This is a genomic window from Peribacillus sp. NPDC058075 (assembly GCF_042885195.1).
Classification (GTDB): domain Bacteria; phylum Bacillota; class Bacilli; order Bacillales; family DSM-1321; genus Peribacillus.
This window is the reverse complement of record NZ_JBHVSL010000001.1, coordinates 2,952,405-2,969,121: the sequence shown is the minus strand read 5'-3', so window position 1 is coordinate 2,969,121 and position 16,717 is coordinate 2,952,405. Positions and strand designations below refer to the sequence as shown.

At 41.5% G+C, this 16,717-nt stretch carries 16 protein-coding genes; 13 read left to right on the top strand and 3 right to left on the bottom strand.

The features are described 5' to 3' along the window. Positions 1-22 precede the first annotated feature (22 nt). The gene (locus tag ACFVS1_RS14710) at positions 23-1,840 is read right to left on the bottom strand and encodes an ABC transporter ATP-binding protein (RefSeq protein WP_387548370.1); all 1,818 of its coding nucleotides are present in this window, start codon (positions 1,838-1,840) and stop codon (positions 23-25) included. Between the two features lie 204 nt (positions 1,841-2,044). Here ACFVS1_RS14710 and ACFVS1_RS14705 point away from each other — a divergent pair, with 204 nt between their 5' ends. The 3 genes from ACFVS1_RS14705 (at position 2,045) to ACFVS1_RS14695 (ending at position 3,813) form a co-directional block, all read left to right on the top strand. After that, positions 2,045-2,527, top strand: coding sequence for a DinB family protein (locus ACFVS1_RS14705; RefSeq protein WP_387548367.1), 483 nt, complete (start codon positions 2,045-2,047; stop codon positions 2,525-2,527). Positions 2,528-2,599: 72 nt separating this feature from the next. After that, positions 2,600-3,139 carry a M15 family metallopeptidase gene (locus ACFVS1_RS14700; protein ID WP_387548364.1) on the top strand — a complete coding sequence of 180 codons (540 nt, stop codon included), beginning with the start codon at positions 2,600-2,602 and terminating at the stop codon, positions 3,137-3,139. Between the two features lie 131 nt (positions 3,140-3,270). Further along, positions 3,271-3,813, top strand: coding sequence for an acyl-CoA thioesterase (locus ACFVS1_RS14695; protein ID WP_034314279.1), 543 nt, complete (start codon positions 3,271-3,273; stop codon positions 3,811-3,813). A gap of 201 nt (positions 3,814-4,014) precedes the next feature. Here the strand turns inward: ACFVS1_RS14695 and ACFVS1_RS14690 are convergent, their stop codons facing one another. Further along, positions 4,015-4,650 carry a Bax inhibitor-1/YccA family protein gene (locus ACFVS1_RS14690; RefSeq protein WP_352921774.1) on the bottom strand — a complete coding sequence of 212 codons (636 nt, stop codon included), beginning with the start codon at positions 4,648-4,650 and terminating at the stop codon, positions 4,015-4,017. A gap of 492 nt (positions 4,651-5,142) precedes the next feature. On the opposite strand from ACFVS1_RS14690, the gene ACFVS1_RS14685 reads away from it, so the two are divergent. From ACFVS1_RS14685 to ACFVS1_RS14650, 8 genes are all read left to right on the top strand, one after another. Then, positions 5,143-6,168, top strand: a complete 1,026-nt coding sequence (locus ACFVS1_RS14685; RefSeq protein ID WP_387548360.1) for an ABC transporter ATP-binding protein — start codon at positions 5,143-5,145, stop codon at positions 6,166-6,168. Then, positions 6,146-7,072, top strand: coding sequence for an ABC transporter ATP-binding protein (locus ACFVS1_RS14680; protein WP_387548357.1), 927 nt, complete (start codon positions 6,146-6,148; stop codon positions 7,070-7,072). Before ACFVS1_RS14685 ends, ACFVS1_RS14680 begins: the two co-directional genes overlap by 23 nt. A 15-nt stretch (positions 7,073-7,087) precedes the next feature. Then, positions 7,088-8,053, top strand: coding sequence for an oligopeptide ABC transporter permease (gene opp4B / locus ACFVS1_RS14675; RefSeq protein WP_137018948.1), 966 nt, complete (start codon positions 7,088-7,090; stop codon positions 8,051-8,053). 22 nt (positions 8,054-8,075) lie between these two features. After that, positions 8,076-8,975 (top strand): ABC transporter permease, encoded by a 900-nt coding sequence (locus ACFVS1_RS14670; protein ID WP_387549368.1) that lies wholly within the window; start codon positions 8,076-8,078, stop codon positions 8,973-8,975. An 18-nt stretch (positions 8,976-8,993) separates the two neighbouring features. After that, on the top strand, positions 8,994-10,757 hold the full coding sequence (gene opp4A / locus ACFVS1_RS14665) for an oligopeptide ABC transporter substrate-binding protein (RefSeq protein WP_352921769.1): 1,764 nt from the start codon (positions 8,994-8,996) through the stop codon (positions 10,755-10,757). A 109-nt stretch (positions 10,758-10,866) separates the two neighbouring features. Further along, on the top strand, positions 10,867-11,055 hold the full coding sequence (locus ACFVS1_RS14660; protein WP_352921767.1) for a hypothetical protein: 189 nt from the start codon (positions 10,867-10,869) through the stop codon (positions 11,053-11,055). Between the two features lie 32 nt (positions 11,056-11,087). Continuing rightward, positions 11,088-11,225 (top strand): hypothetical protein, encoded by a 138-nt coding sequence (locus ACFVS1_RS14655; RefSeq protein WP_241590503.1) that lies wholly within the window; start codon positions 11,088-11,090, stop codon positions 11,223-11,225. A 92-nt stretch (positions 11,226-11,317) separates the two neighbouring features. Then, positions 11,318-12,364: a M42 family metallopeptidase gene (locus ACFVS1_RS14650; RefSeq protein WP_387548353.1), complete on the top strand. Its 1,047-nt coding sequence runs from the start codon at positions 11,318-11,320 to the stop codon at positions 12,362-12,364. 243 nt (positions 12,365-12,607) lie between these two features. On the opposite strand, the gene ACFVS1_RS14645 is transcribed toward ACFVS1_RS14650, so the two are convergent. Then, positions 12,608-13,030 (bottom strand): pyridoxamine 5'-phosphate oxidase family protein, encoded by a 423-nt coding sequence (locus tag ACFVS1_RS14645; RefSeq protein ID WP_387548350.1) that lies wholly within the window; start codon positions 13,028-13,030, stop codon positions 12,608-12,610. Positions 13,031-13,215: 185 nt separating this feature from the next. On the opposite strand from ACFVS1_RS14645, the gene ACFVS1_RS14640 reads away from it, so the two are divergent. Together ACFVS1_RS14640 and cphA are read left to right on the top strand one after the other, a co-directional pair. Then, complete coding sequence (locus ACFVS1_RS14640; RefSeq protein WP_352921763.1) at positions 13,216-14,031, top strand: cyanophycinase; 816 nt, start codon at positions 13,216-13,218, stop codon at positions 14,029-14,031. Next, entirely contained in the window at positions 14,028-16,649 is a 2,622-nt protein-coding gene (cphA, locus tag ACFVS1_RS14635; protein ID WP_387548347.1) for a cyanophycin synthetase, read from the top strand. The genes ACFVS1_RS14640 and cphA overlap by 4 nt, the downstream gene beginning before the upstream one ends. The last annotated feature ends 68 nt before the right edge of the window (positions 16,650-16,717 follow it).

Genomic DNA, 16,717 nt, shown 5'->3' with positions numbered 1-16,717 from the left:
GCATTCTGTGCATTTTTGCTTGCTAGGAATTAAAAATGGCATTTAGTTGAGGGAACTGCAAGTCATGGAGCTGCTTATATCTGCCGTTGTTTTGCAATAACTGTTCATGTGTTCCTTTTTCATGAACCTGCCCTTTTTCCAGAACGATTATTTGATCGGCATCATGAATGGTCGATAAACGATGTGCAATGACGATTGAAGTCCGGTTTATCAATAAACGTGACAAAGCTTCCTGTATTAAATGTTCGGATTCTGTATCCAAGGCCGCCGTTGCTTCATCGAGAATGATGATTTGCGGGTTTTTCAAAAGTGCTCTGGCAATGGCAATGCGTTGTTTTTGTCCGCCGGAAAGCTTGACTCCGCGCTCTCCAATTTGAGAATCATACCCATCAGGAAAGCCACTGATAAAGTCATGCGCATTTGCCGCATTGGCGGATTCGATGATTTCCTCATCTGTAGCATCAAGTTTGCCATACACAATGTTATCCCGGATGGATCCGTTGAATAAAATGATATCCTGGGAGACAACTCCCATTTGTCCCCTTAATGATTTCAGTGATACATTTTTGATATCATGTCCATCCATTTTAATTGTTCCATCTTGCGGATCATAAAATCGAATCAAAAGGCTCGTGATGGTCGATTTTCCTGCACCAGAGGAGCCGACCAGGGCGGTTACTTGACCAGCTTTCATGGTCAGGTTTAAATTGCTGAGCACAGGAACACTCTCATCATAAGAAAAATTAACATATTGAAATTCAATTTGCTTTTTTATGGAAGGGAGTTCAATGGCATTTCCCTTGTCACATATTTCAGGTTGTGTTTCCAATACTTCAGTTATCCGCTCAAAGGCGGCGGCTGATTGCTGGACAATGCTAATGACACGGCTAAAATTGCGAACGGGACTCTGCAGCAACCTCAAATAGGCGAGGAAGGCCACGATTAATCCTATTGTGAATTCACCTTCCATTACTTGCCAAGCACCGAACACAATGACAGCTACAAGACCGATATTGTTCAATAAATCAATAATCGGACCGAACATGGAACGTAGCCGAACCGACTTAACGTTTGCAGCCATATTTTCCTGATTACGCTCGGCAAACCGCCTTGATTCGAATTCTTCATTTGTAAAGGATTGAATGAGCCGCATTCCTGAAATGGAATCCTGTAACTGATTGCTGACATCTCCTGCGGAACTTTGCACAGACCTAAAGGACATCCTGATGCGTTTCCCGAATACCCTTGTGATATAGAACATGAAAGGGAATGTAAAAAGAAGGACAATGGTCAGCTTCCAGTTAATGAAAAGCATATATACCGCCACGGCAATGAAGGTCACCGTGTCTGTCAAGACTTGGAGCATGCTCGAAGAGATGAGCTGCTGCAGTAAGTTGACATCATTGGTCAACCGGGACATTAAGTCACCAGTACGGTTTTTGTCAAAGAATTTCATATCCAGTGTTTGAATGTGGTCATACATGCTATTCCGTATATCCATAATTGCCTTTTGACCGACCTTGGAAACAATATAGCTGTTAAAGTAGTTCAGTAAAGCCAATAAGATGCTAGCACAAAGAATTCCTGTGCCAATCCAGATTAACAAATCATATCTTTTTTCGGGAATGACTTGATCAATCGTAATCTGCGTCAACTGGGGGATGGAAAACTCAAGCAATGAAATGAAGAGCATGATACTTACTATCAAAGCACAAAACTTCCATTTGGATGGTACCCGATTGAACATTTGTTTGAGCATCAACCAGATGCTTCCTTTTGAGGGTGTTGCATGCATGGCACTGCGGCCTTTGTGGCTGAATGGAATATGTCCTCCACTCATAGCGATCACTCCTATTTAGACGATCCATGATGTATTGAGAAAGTCTTTTGAAATTTACCTTAATGACTATCATAGAGCTTTTCGAAAAATAGACAACTTTTAATCGGTTCGTTTCTGTCAAAAAGTATTATTATTTTACACTTTCCTATAGGACATGGAATAATTAAAGGAGATTAGCGATGCTTATTAGAGGAGATGCTAAAAATGAATGAAAATGAAAAAATCAGGGAAGAGCTTTTAAATGCGGTCAATGGACTATCGGATGAACAGCTGAACGCCCATCCTGAAACAGGACGATGGAGCATCATCCAGGTTTTGGATCATTTATTTTTAATGGAGATGGCCATAACAAAGAGCATATCCGATAAATTGAAAAGCGACGATAGCGTTCCAACTGTGGATAAACCGATCGAGCTTACCTTAAATCGTGAAGTGAAGGTCCAGGCCCCGCCATTTGTCATTCCGTCAGAATCATACCAAACTTTGAGTGAGGTTAAGGAAAAGTTGTCCAATTCCCGAAAAGCTTTTGTACAGGTCGTTGACCATGCAAAGGAAATTGATCTCGAACAAAAGTCTTTTCCACATCCTTTATTTAAAGATTTAAGCTTGAAGCAATGGATCCCGTTCGTGGGACTACATGAAAAACGGCATTTATTGCAAATTGAAGAATTGAAAGCAAAGTTATAATAGAAGAAACTCATCCGTCTTTGGTTGAGTTTTTCACTTTCAGACAGTTATTCGTAAAGGAAGGATTTTTCAGTGAAAGCCACTTGGGTAAGGACATGTTTGGTGTTGGGCTTTTTTGGATTGTTACTGGGGCTCTTGTTCAAGTATATGCTTCCTCCTGATCTAAATAAAATCGAACTGACTGACGAGCTGAATCCGATTGTCGCCGAAAAAAAAGAAGAGCTCATTCAACTGGCTAATGACAAAGGCATCCCGGTTATCATTACGGCGGGGTTCCGATCATTAGCCGAGCAAAATGAACTCTATGAAAAGGGCAGATCAGACTCGGGCAACATCGTAACGAATGCAAGAGGTGGCGAATCGCTGCATAATTTCGGTTTGGCTATAGATTTTGCCCTCCTTAACAAACAAGGCGAGGCCATTTGGGACATGAGTTATGACGGCAACGATAATGGAAAGTCGGATTGGATGGAAGTCGTAACCATCGCTAAAGGGTTAGGGTTTGATTGGGGAGGGGATTGGGCAGGATTCAAGGATTATCCCCATTTACAAATGACATTTGGCTTGAGTCTGCGTGAGCTGCAGCAAGGCAAGCAGCCAAAAGGGCAATGAAAGTGTTTGGCTTCGTCATAAGCCGCATAATTTTGACTAAAAGCAGGAAAATAAGCATGTGAATTGCTTTACAGGTAAGAATTCGATAAAGTGGACTAGTGAGAAATCAGACATAAAGGAGTGCAGTCACCATGGAAGAAACAAAAAATTGCCGGGACTCTTTGGTCATAAAAACAAGCCTTGTCCTCCCGCCGGATACAAATAATATTGGTACGATGTTCGGAGGCAAATTAATGGCATACATTGATGATGTAGCGGCTATATCAGCCATGCGTCATGCGCGAAGCAACGTCGTTACTGCATCAACTGATTCTGTCGATTTCCTGCATCCTATTCACGAAGGAAATGCAGTTTGCCTTGAAAGCTTCGTGACGTATACAGGAAGAACATCAATGGAAATCATCGTAAAGGTGATTGCAGAGGATTTAGTTACAGGAGCCCGGAATTTATGTGTTATTTCATTCTTGACATTTGTTGCCATTAATGAAGAAGGTAAACCAATTCCGGTTCCGCGTTTGGTTCCTGAAACAGAGATGGAAATGAATTTAAATGAATCAGCAAAACAACGGGCCCAAATAAGGAAAAAACGAAGGGAAGATACACAGTTCATTGCTAGCACTTTCGGAGTGAAACTGCCATGGACCGATCAATCAAATCCAGGATTATATAAATAAGATACGCACCCCTTCTGCTGTTCTAATTAATGATTGAGACCAAATTCATTGTGATTTGGTCTTTTATTCATCGCCAGGGGTTTTGGGAAAATCGGTACTCACATTTTACTGCTTAACCGTATGGGAAAGAAATGTGAAAAGACGCTTGGATAAGTCCAAGCGTCTTTCTTATGTTATCTTGTTAGGTTTGATAGTAGCACTTTAGTCATCGCTTGCCAAAATACCAAAGAAACGCAAGATGTTAATGAATAGGTTAATGAAATCAAGATAAAGATTCAAGGCCATGAGCGGTACTTCTTCGGCTGTTACCCCGTAATGCTTCATTCTATTGAAATCATATAAAATATACCCACTGAAAACTAAAATCCCGATAAAGGAAAAGACCAGCATGGCTGTAGAGCTTAATGGAGAGAAAATGTTGAAAATACTAATGACCACTAAAGCTAGCAAGGCTGCAAATAACATTCCTCCCAAGAAAGAAAGGTCCCTTTTGGTGGTTGAAGCATAAACCGCCAGTCCTCCAAATACGACTGTAGTCGTAACACCTGCCAGGATCACCACATTTGCCCCTGCAGCAGCTAGGTAGTGTGCGATGATCGGATAGGTTGTAATTCCAGAAATCAACGTGAAACTATACAAAAATGTGTAGCCGATGGCTTTTTTCCTCCGCAATATGAATGCTCCAATCAACATGGCGATCTCAAGTATCGCCAAGGGAAGAAACAACGATGGCGGTACAAGAGTGCCGAGAGCCATCCCTAAAACGGAAACGGCAAGTGATAAAGCGAACGTCCGCATGACGGACGGCATATATGTTTGTACAGTTTGTGAATACATTCAATCACCTCATCATTTTTTTCTACCATTTTCTACGAATCTGTTTTAAAAAGGTTTCATTGCATTACGTGAAAATTTGGTGTTTTTTTAAAAGTATTGAAATATATATGAAGTAATTACCTTTTCTATGATATTCTTACAAATATACTAATTTTTCTGAAATATTAAAATACTTCATTCGGAACCAATCCGCGGTACGTAAAAGGTCAAGGTTAATAAATGGGCAATATCTTCAAAAAAGATATCTTGAAATAATAAATTCAAAATTATTGATTCTATATATTTAATCGGACTTCAAAACTTTACTGTATAACAGGTGTAAAGGAAACGATTTTTTATTGCAGAAAATTATTCCTTAAGTTACAAAATTTGAAAAAAATGTGATTATTTTCTATAAAAACTATTGTATAAATGTAAAAAATTGATTAAAATTTTAACTAATTATCAGAAGATTAATTATTTTCCCGATAAAATAGTTTAGGGGGAGCAAGGATGAAGAAAGCTATTTTACAAATAGAGAACCTAACTACCTCATTTCGCATCGGTAGCAAATATCATGCAGCGGTGGATGATATTTCGTTTACGGTGAATGAAAATGAAATTGTAGCCGTTGTTGGAGAATCAGGTTGTGGAAAGAGTGCCTTGGCCTTATCTATCATGCAATTACATAATAAGCAGAGAACGAAATCCGAAGGAAATATCAATTATAAAGGACAAAATCTCCTAAAGTTGAATGATGTGCAAATGAATAAAGTCCGTGGTAAGGAATTAGGTATGATATTCCAGGAACCATTAACGGCTTTGAACCCGCTCATGACCATAGGAAAACAGATCGAGGAGAATCTTGATTACCATACGGAACTCTCCAGTGCTGAAAAAAAGAACAGGACGATCGAACTTTTGACACAAGTGGGAATTCCATATCCTGAACGGACGTACAAGCAATATCCGCATGAGCTCTCGGGCGGAATGCGGCAAAGGGCAATGATATCGATTGCCATTGCTTGCAACCCTGCACTTATCATTGCCGATGAACCCACCACGGCACTGGATGTTACGATTCAAGCACAAATACTTGATCTGCTGAAGGATATCCAAAGCAGGACAAAAATGGGGATCATCTTAATTACACATGATCTGAGTGTCGTTGCAGAGGTCGCTGACAGGATCGTTGTCATGTATGCAGGTCAGGTAGTGGAAACGGGAAGTGTTAAAGAGATATTCAACAATCCGCTACATCCATATACAAGGTCGTTATTAAATTCGATTCCTTCGGCTGCAAACGAGAAAAATCGGTTGCACGTTATCGAGGGAATCGTTCCATCGATAGCGAAAATGGATCGGATAGGATGTCGCTTCCAAGATAGGATTCCTTGGATACCTAAGCATGCGCATGAAGAGACACCCCGGCTTCACGAAGTGGGCAACGATCATTTTGTGCGCTGTACGTGCTATAAAGAATTTTATTTTCAAGCTGAAGGAGATGCATCGGCCCATGACATTACTCAAATTAGATAATCTGAAAGTGCATTTTCCAATAAGGGGCGGTTTTTTCAGAAGGGTGGTTGATCACGTAAAGGCCGTGGACGGTGTTTCCTTTGAGTTGCAGCAAGGGGAAACATATGGTTTGGTCGGGGAATCCGGAAGCGGCAAGTCCACGACAGGCAAGGCAGTGGTCAAGCTGAATGATGTCACATCCGGACAAATCCTGTTTGAAGGCAGGGATTTAGCATCCTTAAGTAGAAAAGAAATTAAACCATTTAGAAAAGATATCCAAATGATTTTCCAAGACCCGTATTCATCATTGAATCCCAAGAAGAGGGTACTGGACATCATTGCCGAACCGCTGAGGAACTTTGAACGTTTATCACCTTCAGAGGAAAAGAAAATCGTCCAGGACTTCTTGGACAAAGTCGGACTCAGTCCGGAATCGATTCACAAGTATCCTCATGAATTTTCGGGGGGGCAGCGCCAGCGGATTGGGATTGCCAGGTCTTTGACATTGAAACCTAAACTGATCATTGCGGATGAACCGGTGTCAGCACTGGATGTTTCCGTTCAGGCACAGGTATTGAATTTCCTTCAGGATCTCCAACAGGAGTTCAATTTGACTTATTTATTTGTGGGTCATGACTTAGGTGTAATCCGGCATATGTGTGACCGGATGGGCGTTATGTATCGCGGTAGATTGGTAGAGGAAGGCAAAAGCGAGGAAATCTATGAAAATCCGCAACATATATACACGAAGCGCCTGATTGCCGCCATTCCGGATTTAGAGCCGGAAGCTCGCGAAGATAAAGTGCAGCTTAGAAAAAAACTCACCTCGGAATATGAGTCTACCTACTCAAAATATTTCGATGAGGATGGACGTGCCTACGATTTGAAGCCAATCTCATCGACACATAGAGTCGCATTACAATAAGGAGGTGTAAGGAATATGTGGAAGTTTATCCTAAGGCGTTTATTAGTTATGATCCCGCAGCTCTTTTTATTGAGCATCATCGTTTTCATGATGGCAAAAGCAATGCCGGGAGATGCACTGTCAGGTCAGGAAATCAATCCTAGGGCCAACCCGGCCGAGCTTGATAGGATCAGGGAAGAACTGGGTTTGAATGACCCTTGGTACCAACAATATATAAGGTGGGCATCCAATGCAGTACAGGGGGATTTCGGTATTTCCTATACACATAAGACGCCCGTCATGGATGTTATCGAAGACAGGCTTTGGAACACGGTGTTCCTGGCGTTGGTCACGCTTATCTTTACATATATGCTTGCGATTCCATTAGGCATACTTAGCGGAAGGTATAACGATACCTGGGTGGATAAAACCGTTACGGGTTATAGCTATGTAGGATTTGGCACGCCGATTTTCATTTTTGCTTTAATCATGTTATTCGTTTTCGGATTTGCCCTGGATTGGTTCCCGTCTGGCGGCAGTGTCGATTCAAAGGTGGATGAAGGAACATTCGCCTATGTTGTAAGCAAGATCAATCATTTGATTTTACCAGCATTAAGTACAGCTTTAATTGCAACAACAAGTACGATCCAATATTTGCGAAACGAAATCATCGATAATAAAATCAAGGATTTCGTTAGGACAGCGCGTTCGAAGGGAGTGCCTGAATCAAAAGTATATTCACGGCATATCCTGAGAAATTCCTTTTTACCGATAGCGGCATTCTTAGGTTATGAAATTACTGGATTGATCGGCGGTGCGGTCATAATCGAGACCATTTTCAGTTATCCGGGACTTGGGCAGCTTTTCCTTAGTTCAGTCAGTCTGCGGGATTTCAGTGTTGTCACGGCCATCGTCATGATGACGGGATTTGCCACTCTGCTTGGCACTCTTCTTTCGGACATCATACTTAGTGCGGTCGATCCGCGCATACGGATAGAATAGGAGCGGGGTGAGTCGTATGGAAATGAAAGTAGAAACCGGAAAGAACATACAAGTGAAAGATGTGAGCCCTTCAGGAATCAAAATCATCTGGCAGGAAATCAAAAAGGATAAGCTTGCCATGGGCTCATTGATTATATTAGCAGCCATATTGATATTTGTTTACGGTGCGTCCCTCTTCATGGACGCCAAGGAAATAGCCAAGGTTGATTTTCTCTCCATTTATATGGAACCATCTTCAGACTATTGGCTTGGAACCGATTATGGCGGCCGGGATGTATTTGCACAATTGATAGTGGGTACGAGAAATTCATTCACGATCAGTTTATTCATAACATTATTCACCGCTATCATCGGTTTATCATTAGGGCTTCTGGCTGGCTACTTCGGCGGGGCAACCGATAATGTGATCATGCGTATTATCGACTTCGTGATTGCCCTGCCGCAATTGATGTTCATCATCGTGGTAGTCGTGATTGTACCGATCTTCAATGTATATGTTTTCATTTTAATCATGACGATGTTTTTATGGACAGGCAAGGCCCGGCTGATTCGTTCAAAGGCTTTGTCAGAGCGTGAGCTGGATTATATCCACGCCTCACAGACACTCGGGACGCCACATTGGAAAATCATTCTGTTTCAGCTTCTGCCCAATGTCAGTTCACTGATCATCGTTAACTTCATTTTGAACCTTGCTGGCAATATTGGCCTAGAATCCAGTTTGACTTTCTTAGGATTCGGTCTCCCGGAGAGCACACCGAGTTTAGGGACGCTCATCAGTTATGCTCGAAATCCAGATGTTCTGGAAAACAAGTGGTGGATATGGGTACCCGCATCACTCATGATTTTAGTGTTGATGCTGAGTATAAATTTCGTTGGTCAAGCGTTAAAACGCGCAGCCGATGCAAGACAAAGAAGAGGATAAAAAAGGGGAGTGTATGATATGAAAATCAAAAGCTACAGTAAGGTATTAAGTGCATTGGCCATTTCGTCTCTACTGCTTGCTGCATGTTCGGATGATACGGAGAAATCATCAACGAAAGAGAAAAAAGGGAAAGATGTCGAACAGGTCGATACCTCTAAATTCCCGACAAAGACGACGAATCAAGGAGAGCCGATTAAAGGCGGCCATTTGACATATGGATTGGTATCCGATACCCCGTTTGAAGGGATATTAAACAAAGTTTTCTATCAAGGCGAGCCTGATAACCAAGTTATCACATTCTTTGATGAAGATTTATTGGATACAGACGAAAACTATGTTTTCACAAATGAAGGTGCCGCTTCCTATGAAATTTCGGATGATCATAAAACGGTTACGCTGACGATTAAGGATAATGTGAATTGGCATGATGGAAAGCCGGTGACAGGTGCTGATTTAGAATATGCATACCTTGTCATGGGAAGCAAAGATTACAAAGGTGTACGCTATGATGAGCAAATGGCTTTAATCGAGGGTATGGAGGAGTATCATGAAGGGAAAGCGGATAAGATTTCAGGCATTAAAGTCGATGGCAAGAAAATCACTTTCACTTTCAAAAAAGCGAATCCTTCCGTCACGACTGGATTATGGACATACCCGCTTCATAAAGAATACTTAAAAGATGTTCCGATTGCAGATTTGGAATCTTCGGATAAAATCCGTAAAAATCCGATTGGCTTTGGACCATTTAAAGTGAAGAAAATCGTTCAAGGGGAAGCGGTTGAATTCGAAGCGAATAAAGATTATTACCGCGGTGAACCTAAATTGGACAGTGTCACATTAAAAGTCGTAAATCCGGCCGTTGTTGTCAAGTCACTTGAAAATGGTGACCTCGATGTAGCGGAGGTCCTGGCTGAGCAATATGATCAGGCCAAGGAATTGGATAACATTGAATTATTGGGGAAAGTTGAATTGGCTTATTCCTATATTGGCTTCAACTTCGGCCATTATGATAAGGAAAAAGAAGAAAACGTTATGGATGAGAACCCGAAATTCGGTGATAAACGCCTTCGTCAGGCAATGGCATATGCCATCAATAATGAAGAAGTTGGAGAAAAGATGTTCAAGGGCCTTCGCTTCCCTGCCAACTCTGTCATTACACCGAACTTTAAATATAATAATAAAGATTTAAAAGCATATGAATATAATCCTGAAAAAGCAAAAAAACTTTTGGATGAAGCAGGTTTTGTAGATACGAATAATGATGGCATTCGTGAAGATGCAGACGGAAAAGAGTTCAAGATCAATTTTGCTTCCATGAGCGGTTCCGATGTTTCTGAGCCACTAGCAAAGTATTATATCCAGCAATGGGAACAAGTAGGTTTGGACGTCGAATTGCAGGATGGAAGGCTGCATGAGTTCAATTCATTCTATGACCTGCTGAAAAAGGATAATGACGAGGTTGATGTATATTCCGCTGCATGGGGTGTCGCTTCCGATCCTGATCCATCTGGAATTTGGTCCAGATCTGCAGAATTTAACTATACCCGCTGGGTAAGTGAAAAAAATGATGAGCTCCTTGCTAAAGGGATTTCAGAGGAAGCCTTCGATGATCAATATCGAATCGATACGTATAATGAGTGGCAGGAATTGATCCATGAAGAGGTTCCGGTCATTCCGACATTATTCCGTTATCAATTGGCTGGAGTGAATGAACGCGTTACAGGTTATGATTATCTCGCAGGCCGCCAATATCAGTGGCATAATGTCGGGGTAACGAAATAATTTAATTGATGATAATCGACTGCCTTTATGGGCGGTCGATTTTTTTGAGTTTCAATATAGAGGATAAAGGTTATATAGATAATAGTAAGTAATTGGAAGGGTGATATGGATGGAAGTGAGAAATCCTAATGAAACAAAGAGAGAGTTAGAAATATTGTTTACTGAATCGGTTGGCCGTTTACTGAATCCTCTCGAAGAGGAAATCATTGCAGACATTGTAGCCTATCCAGACGAAAAGAGAATTGCCTTCTTAGAATATATGAAGGAAATGTCCAACAAACAAAGACAGTTGAAGTAAGTTGAACTTTCATCATGAAGGAGGTTTTTTTTATGAGGAACGAAGATATGGACAGATACAAAGTATGGCGCGATAAGTGGAAAAGGAAAGTGAATATGGAGAATTTAGCGTTATATGGAATTTCAACATTAGTTATGGCCATGTTGCCTGTCCTGGCTTTTATGAGTTAAATCGATTAAAGGACCGCCTTTTGGCGGTCTTTTAATATGTTAAAAGTTGCCATGAAAAGATATAATGAACAAAGAGGAAAGGAGAGATATGCTTGAGCGTAATCGAAGAAAAAGAAATCGTATCTTACATAAAAGAATTGGTGTCCATACCCAGCCCCTCCGGCTATACTGAGCAAGCCATTAAATATGCTGCCGATTTCATGGAGCAGAGGAAGGTTCCTTACAACATCACGAATAAAGGAGCATTGGTTGCTACATTAAAGGGCGAAGATGATGGCAAACATCGCTTGCTGACTGCCCATGTCGATACTCTGGGAGCCATGGTAAAGGAAATCAAAGCGAATGGCCGCCTCAAATTGACGATGATCGGCGGTTTCCGCTGGAACTCAGTGGAAGGGGAGTATTGTAAAATCCATACAGCTGACGGAGCTATTATCACCGGGACCATTTTAATCAATCAGACCTCTGTCCACGTATATAAAAATGCCGGCGATGCCAAGCGTGATGATGAGACAATAGAGGTCCGGATAGATGCTGTCGTGAAAACTAAAGCGGAAACCGAGGCCATTGGCATTTCTGTTGGAGATTTTGTCTCCTTTGAACCGAGAGTGGAAGTGACGGATACAGGCTTTTTGAAATCAAGGCATTTGGATGATAAAGCTAGCGTTGGCATCCTCCTTCATATCATTGACCTCATTTCCGCAGGAAAGATAAAACTGGCATATACGACTCATTTCTTGATTTCCAACAATGAAGAAATCGGCTATGGCGGAAATTCCAATATCCCTGAGAAAACAGTCGAATATCTAGCTGTCGATATGGGCGCGATCGGTGATGGACAAACGACGGATGAATTCAGCGTTTCCATTTGCGCAAAAGACTCCTCAGGTCCATATCATTATAAACTGCGTCAGCATTTAGTTTCACTTGCCCAAGCAAATGCCGTCGACTACCGCGTCGATATTTATCCATATTATGGATCGGACGCTTCCGCTGCAATCCGGGCAGGCTATGATGTCGTACATGGTCTGATCGGACCGGGAATCGATGCTTCACACGCCTTCGAGCGGACACATGTCTCTTCATTAAAGCATACAGCCAATCTGATTTTGCACTATATCCAATCAGAGCTAGTATAATTGTGAAAAAAGCCCGCACTCATGTGCGGGCTTTTAACTGTTTTTTAGCGATATTTTTAGTGTAGTACTGTGTTTTAGTGTAATACACGTGAATTTCGGTCATTTATTCGTGATTTGGCGTAATACTCGTGAATTTTGATCAAATACTCGTGAGTTTTGGCGTTTTACTCGTAAGTTTGGGCCATTTACTCGTGAGTTTGAGCGTAATACTCGTGAATTGACGTAAGTACAAAATATAAAGATTTACAATGATAATTCTTGTGGAGGTTCACCGTTGTTGTTCATTAACCGGATGCTTTCCGGCTTAATTTGCAGGATTAAATAATTCGGATCCTTCGGACCTTCAAACCAATCTTCAAAGGACTCATTCCATAATTTATCCTTCAGCTCCTGAGAATCGTTTATTTTCGAGGTACCTGAGATTTCCAGGTAAGAATCGCCCAATCCATTATTATCATAGCCGATCAGGATATGAACATTTGGATTCTTTTCAATTTCCTCAATTTTTTCCGTCTTTCCACTCGTTGGTGTGTATAAAGTTAACTCATCGTTAAAGAATGTCATATAGCGTGAATGTGGTTTGTTATTTTCAACTGAGGATAAAACTCCTATTTTATGATCACGGATGATGTTCAATACTTTTTCTTTTATTTGGCTTTGGCTCATTTTTGCACACTCCTTTTATTTTTTTTACTCTATTACTTTTCCTCTCTTTTCATTAAGTTAAACAAAATTCTGCAGTTTGCCATTTTTATGAATGAAGATTGATAGAAGTTGCCATACTAGTCATTATGTGTTCTATTTTGAGCAATTTCATGATGTTAATCCATTTGTAAAGGTGAGTATGATAAATGAATTGTGGTGAATTACTTATCATTGGCGGGGCAGAGGATAAGTGCCTTGAAGGTGAAGTATTAAATAAATTTGTCGAGCTTGCAACCCGTAATAGGGATGGCGGAATAGGAATATTGCCTACAGCGAGTGAAATTCCTGAGGAAGTGAGTACAGAGTATATCAAGATTTTCAGGGATTTAGGCGTGGGCAGGGTGGAAGTGATCAAGCTGGATTCAAGGCAGGATGCAGATGACCCGGCAATTTGTGAACAGCTGAAATCTTTTTCCGCCATCTTCATTTCAGGGGGAAACCAAAGCCGATTGTTTGAGCTGATTGGAAAAACCAAATTCCACGATGCCCTTTCTAAAGCCTGGCATAAAGGAATGGTGATAGCAGGGACAAGTGCTGGCGCTTCCATTTTAGGTAAGCATATGATCATTGCTGCTGACACGATGCTGAATGACAATAAGTTAAAGGTTGAGATTGGGCTGGGTTTCGGCTTCCTTGACGGTTTGATAATCGATCAACATTTTTCTCAGCGTGGCCGCTTTGACCGCCTGTTAAGTGCGATAGCAGGGAACAAGGAAATTATGGGTATTGGCATTGATGAAAATACAGCAATTTTAGTTAAAGACGGTCATTTTGAAGTAGTTGGCCAACATCAAGTATTGGTTCTTGATGGCAGCACCAGTGATTATATCAATATCACATCTTCTGATAATGGCAGTGAAGAGTTGACGCTTTCGGGATTTAACCTTCATGCACTAACCAGGGGATACCGTTTTGACCTGCTTAAAAGGAAATTGTTGATGAAAAAGGGGATCCAACAATGATAATCAATCGAGTCCGTTATTTAAAAGGACCTAATTATTTTGCTTATACACCGACGATTTGCATTGAATTGGATATAGGGGAACTGGAACAGAAACCATCTGATTCAATACCTGGATTCAATGAAAAATTGTTAAAGTTGCTCCCGAACCTGGGAAGCCATACATGTTCAAAAGGGTATCGAGGCGGTTTTGCCGAGAGGTTGAGAAAAGGAACATGGATGGGACATATATTGGAGCATATGACGATTGAGCTTCAAAACTTGGCCGGAATCGAAGCCATTCGTGGAAAAACGATAATGATGGAAAAGAAGGGTTTTTATTATGTGACCTTTGACTATGAAGAGCCTCACTCAGGTCTTCAAGCTTTTTTAGCAGCAAAAGATATAGCGGAAGCCATCCTGAATGGTGAAAAGCTTATAAATGTACAATCTTATGTAAAACAAATAGAGCAGCTATATTATAAGAATAAACTGGGGCCAAGTACTGAAGCCATTTTTAAGGCAGCACAAGCAAAAGGTATCCCTGTCGAGCGGATGGGTGATGAAAGCTTATTGCGTTTAGGAACCGGTACAAGGCAGAAGTATGTCCAGGCGACAATTTCCAGCCAGACTTCCAATATTGCCGTTGAGAATTCATGTGACAAATCATTGACCAAATCGATTTTAAGAGGGTGTGGCCTCCCTGTACCTGAAGGGGAAGTTGCCCATTCCATCGAAGATATCTTTGCCTCGGCGGACAGGCTGGGTTTTCCGCTGGTCATTAAACCGTATAATGGGAGGCAGGGGCAGGGTGTCATCACCCATATCAAAAATAAGGATGAACTATTCAATGTAATCAATTGTTTGGAGTCGCATGTGGAGAAGTACATAGTCGAACGGCATATTGAAGGACATGATTATCGGTTACTGATAGTCAACGGTGAACTTATAGCCGCTAGTTTGAGGCTTCCTCCCTATGTTATTGGCAACGGTAAGGAATCAATTCGTAAATTGATAGAAAAGGAAAATTATAATGATTTGCGGGGAGAAGGACATGAGAAGCCGATGTCAAAAATCCCACTTACACATACCGTGACCTGTTACTTGGAAAAATCGAATCGGACGCTCGATACCATTCCGGATCAAGGGGAATTGGTTCAAGTTGTCGGCAATGCAAATCTTTCAACTGGTGGAAAGGCAATCGATGTAACGGATCAGGTTCATCCAACCATTAAGAATATGGCGGTTGCTGCCGCGAAAGCGATCGGTTTGGATATAGCTGGAATCGATTTTATCTGTGAGGATATATCAAAACCAATCGAACATTCACGGACTGCGATTATTGAAGTGAATGCTGCTCCGGGAATTCGAATGCATCATTATCCTAGCGAAGGGAAAAAAAGGAATGTAGGCAAGGCCATTGTCGATTATTTATTTCCGACTCGGGAAGAGGCAGCTATACCAATCATCGCAGTGACCGGAACAAATGGAAAGACGACAACGACCCGATTGGTTCATTATTTTCTTTCTAATGAAAATACAAAAGTGGGTATGACGAATTCTGATGGAGTATATATCGGCGATGAGGTTTTGGATCAAGGTGACTGCAGTGGTCCGGTCAGTGCAAGAATGGTATTGGCCCATCCTGAAGTTGATGTAGCCGTATTGGAAACGGCCCGGGGAGGGATTCTTCGAGAAGGTCTTGCTTTCCGTAAATGTGATGTGGGGATCATTACCAATGTAAGCGAGGATCACCTCGGCCGTGATGGAATCGATACTTTGGATGATCTCATTAAATTAAAGAGGCTTGTAGCCGAAGTCGTAATGAAAACAGGCTATTGTGTGCTGAATGCAGATGATCCGAATGTAGCCGCCATGAACGCTCATACAGATGGAGAGGTCATTTACACCTCTACTGATGCCACCCAGCCTCACGTGAAGGCTGCGATAAATGGGGGATGTAAAGTTTGGTACGTCAATGAACAAGGTGTAATCTGTTATTCATCTGATAATGACATCCATCAATTTATGGATTGCGCCAAAATTCCAATCACGATTTCCGGCATGGCACGACATAATATCGCCAATTTACTTCAGGCGTTAGCTGCAGCCGAAACTCAAGGCATTTCCATGGAGGAACTACGAAGGAAGGCTGCCACATTTATGCCGGATACGAATTTGTCCAAAGGACGTTTTAATTTAAAGAAGTTGAAAGAGCGCACGATCATCATCGACTATGCCCATAATGAAGCAGGATTGAAGGCCATATTCGAAACGGTCAGTGCTTATAACAAAAATCGTCTTATCACGGTTTTGGCAGGACCTGGGGACCGTATTGATGAAGAGCTTACCAGGCTCTCCAAGGCGGCGGCCATGAATTCTGACCTGTTCATCATTAAAGAAGACGATGATTTGCGGGGCAGGGAGCCGTTAGAAGTAGCCAGGCTGCTTCAGGAAGCTGCCATTGATGCAGGGTTACAAAAAGATCGGACCATAATCGAACCTAATGAATTGGATGCTTTCGTAAAGGCCTGGGAAGCATCACAACCGGGTGACCTATTATTGTTCTTTTACACGGATTTCGAATATGTAGAGAAGTTTTTCGAAAAGGTTTCAACAAATCCATTGCCGAAGAAATAAAAAAAGTGGATGTCGCACTGAAAATCCACTTTCCATCAAGGCTAGCCATTACTCACGAAAATTTCACT

Coding starts and splice junctions, on each gene's coding strand:
- ACFVS1_RS14710 (WP_387548370.1), bottom strand. CDS start 1,840: ATGAGTGGAGGACATATTCCATTCAGCCACAAAGGCCGCAGTGCCATG.
- ACFVS1_RS14705 (WP_387548367.1), top strand. CDS start 2,045: ATGAATGAAAATGAAAAAATCAGGGAAGAGCTTTTAAATGCGGTCAAT.
- ACFVS1_RS14695 (WP_034314279.1), top strand. CDS start 3,271: ATGGAAGAAACAAAAAATTGCCGGGACTCTTTGGTCATAAAAACAAGC.
- ACFVS1_RS14690 (WP_352921774.1), bottom strand. CDS start 4,650: ATGTATTCACAAACTGTACAAACATATATGCCGTCCGTCATGCGGACG.
- ACFVS1_RS14685 (WP_387548360.1), top strand. CDS start 5,143: ATGAAGAAAGCTATTTTACAAATAGAGAACCTAACTACCTCATTTCGC.
- ACFVS1_RS14680 (WP_387548357.1), top strand. CDS start 6,146: ATGACATTACTCAAATTAGATAATCTGAAAGTGCATTTTCCAATAAGG.
- opp4B (WP_137018948.1), top strand. CDS start 7,088: ATGTGGAAGTTTATCCTAAGGCGTTTATTAGTTATGATCCCGCAGCTC.
- ACFVS1_RS14670 (WP_387549368.1), top strand. CDS start 8,076: ATGAAAGTAGAAACCGGAAAGAACATACAAGTGAAAGATGTGAGCCCT.
- opp4A (WP_352921769.1), top strand. CDS start 8,994: ATGAAAATCAAAAGCTACAGTAAGGTATTAAGTGCATTGGCCATTTCG.
- ACFVS1_RS14660 (WP_352921767.1), top strand. CDS start 10,867: ATGGAAGTGAGAAATCCTAATGAAACAAAGAGAGAGTTAGAAATATTG.
- ACFVS1_RS14655 (WP_241590503.1), top strand. CDS start 11,088: ATGAGGAACGAAGATATGGACAGATACAAAGTATGGCGCGATAAGTGG.
- ACFVS1_RS14645 (WP_387548350.1), bottom strand. CDS start 13,030: ATGAGCCAAAGCCAAATAAAAGAAAAAGTATTGAACATCATCCGTGAT.
- ACFVS1_RS14640 (WP_352921763.1), top strand. CDS start 13,216: ATGAATTGTGGTGAATTACTTATCATTGGCGGGGCAGAGGATAAGTGC.
- cphA (WP_387548347.1), top strand. CDS start 14,028: ATGATAATCAATCGAGTCCGTTATTTAAAAGGACCTAATTATTTTGCT.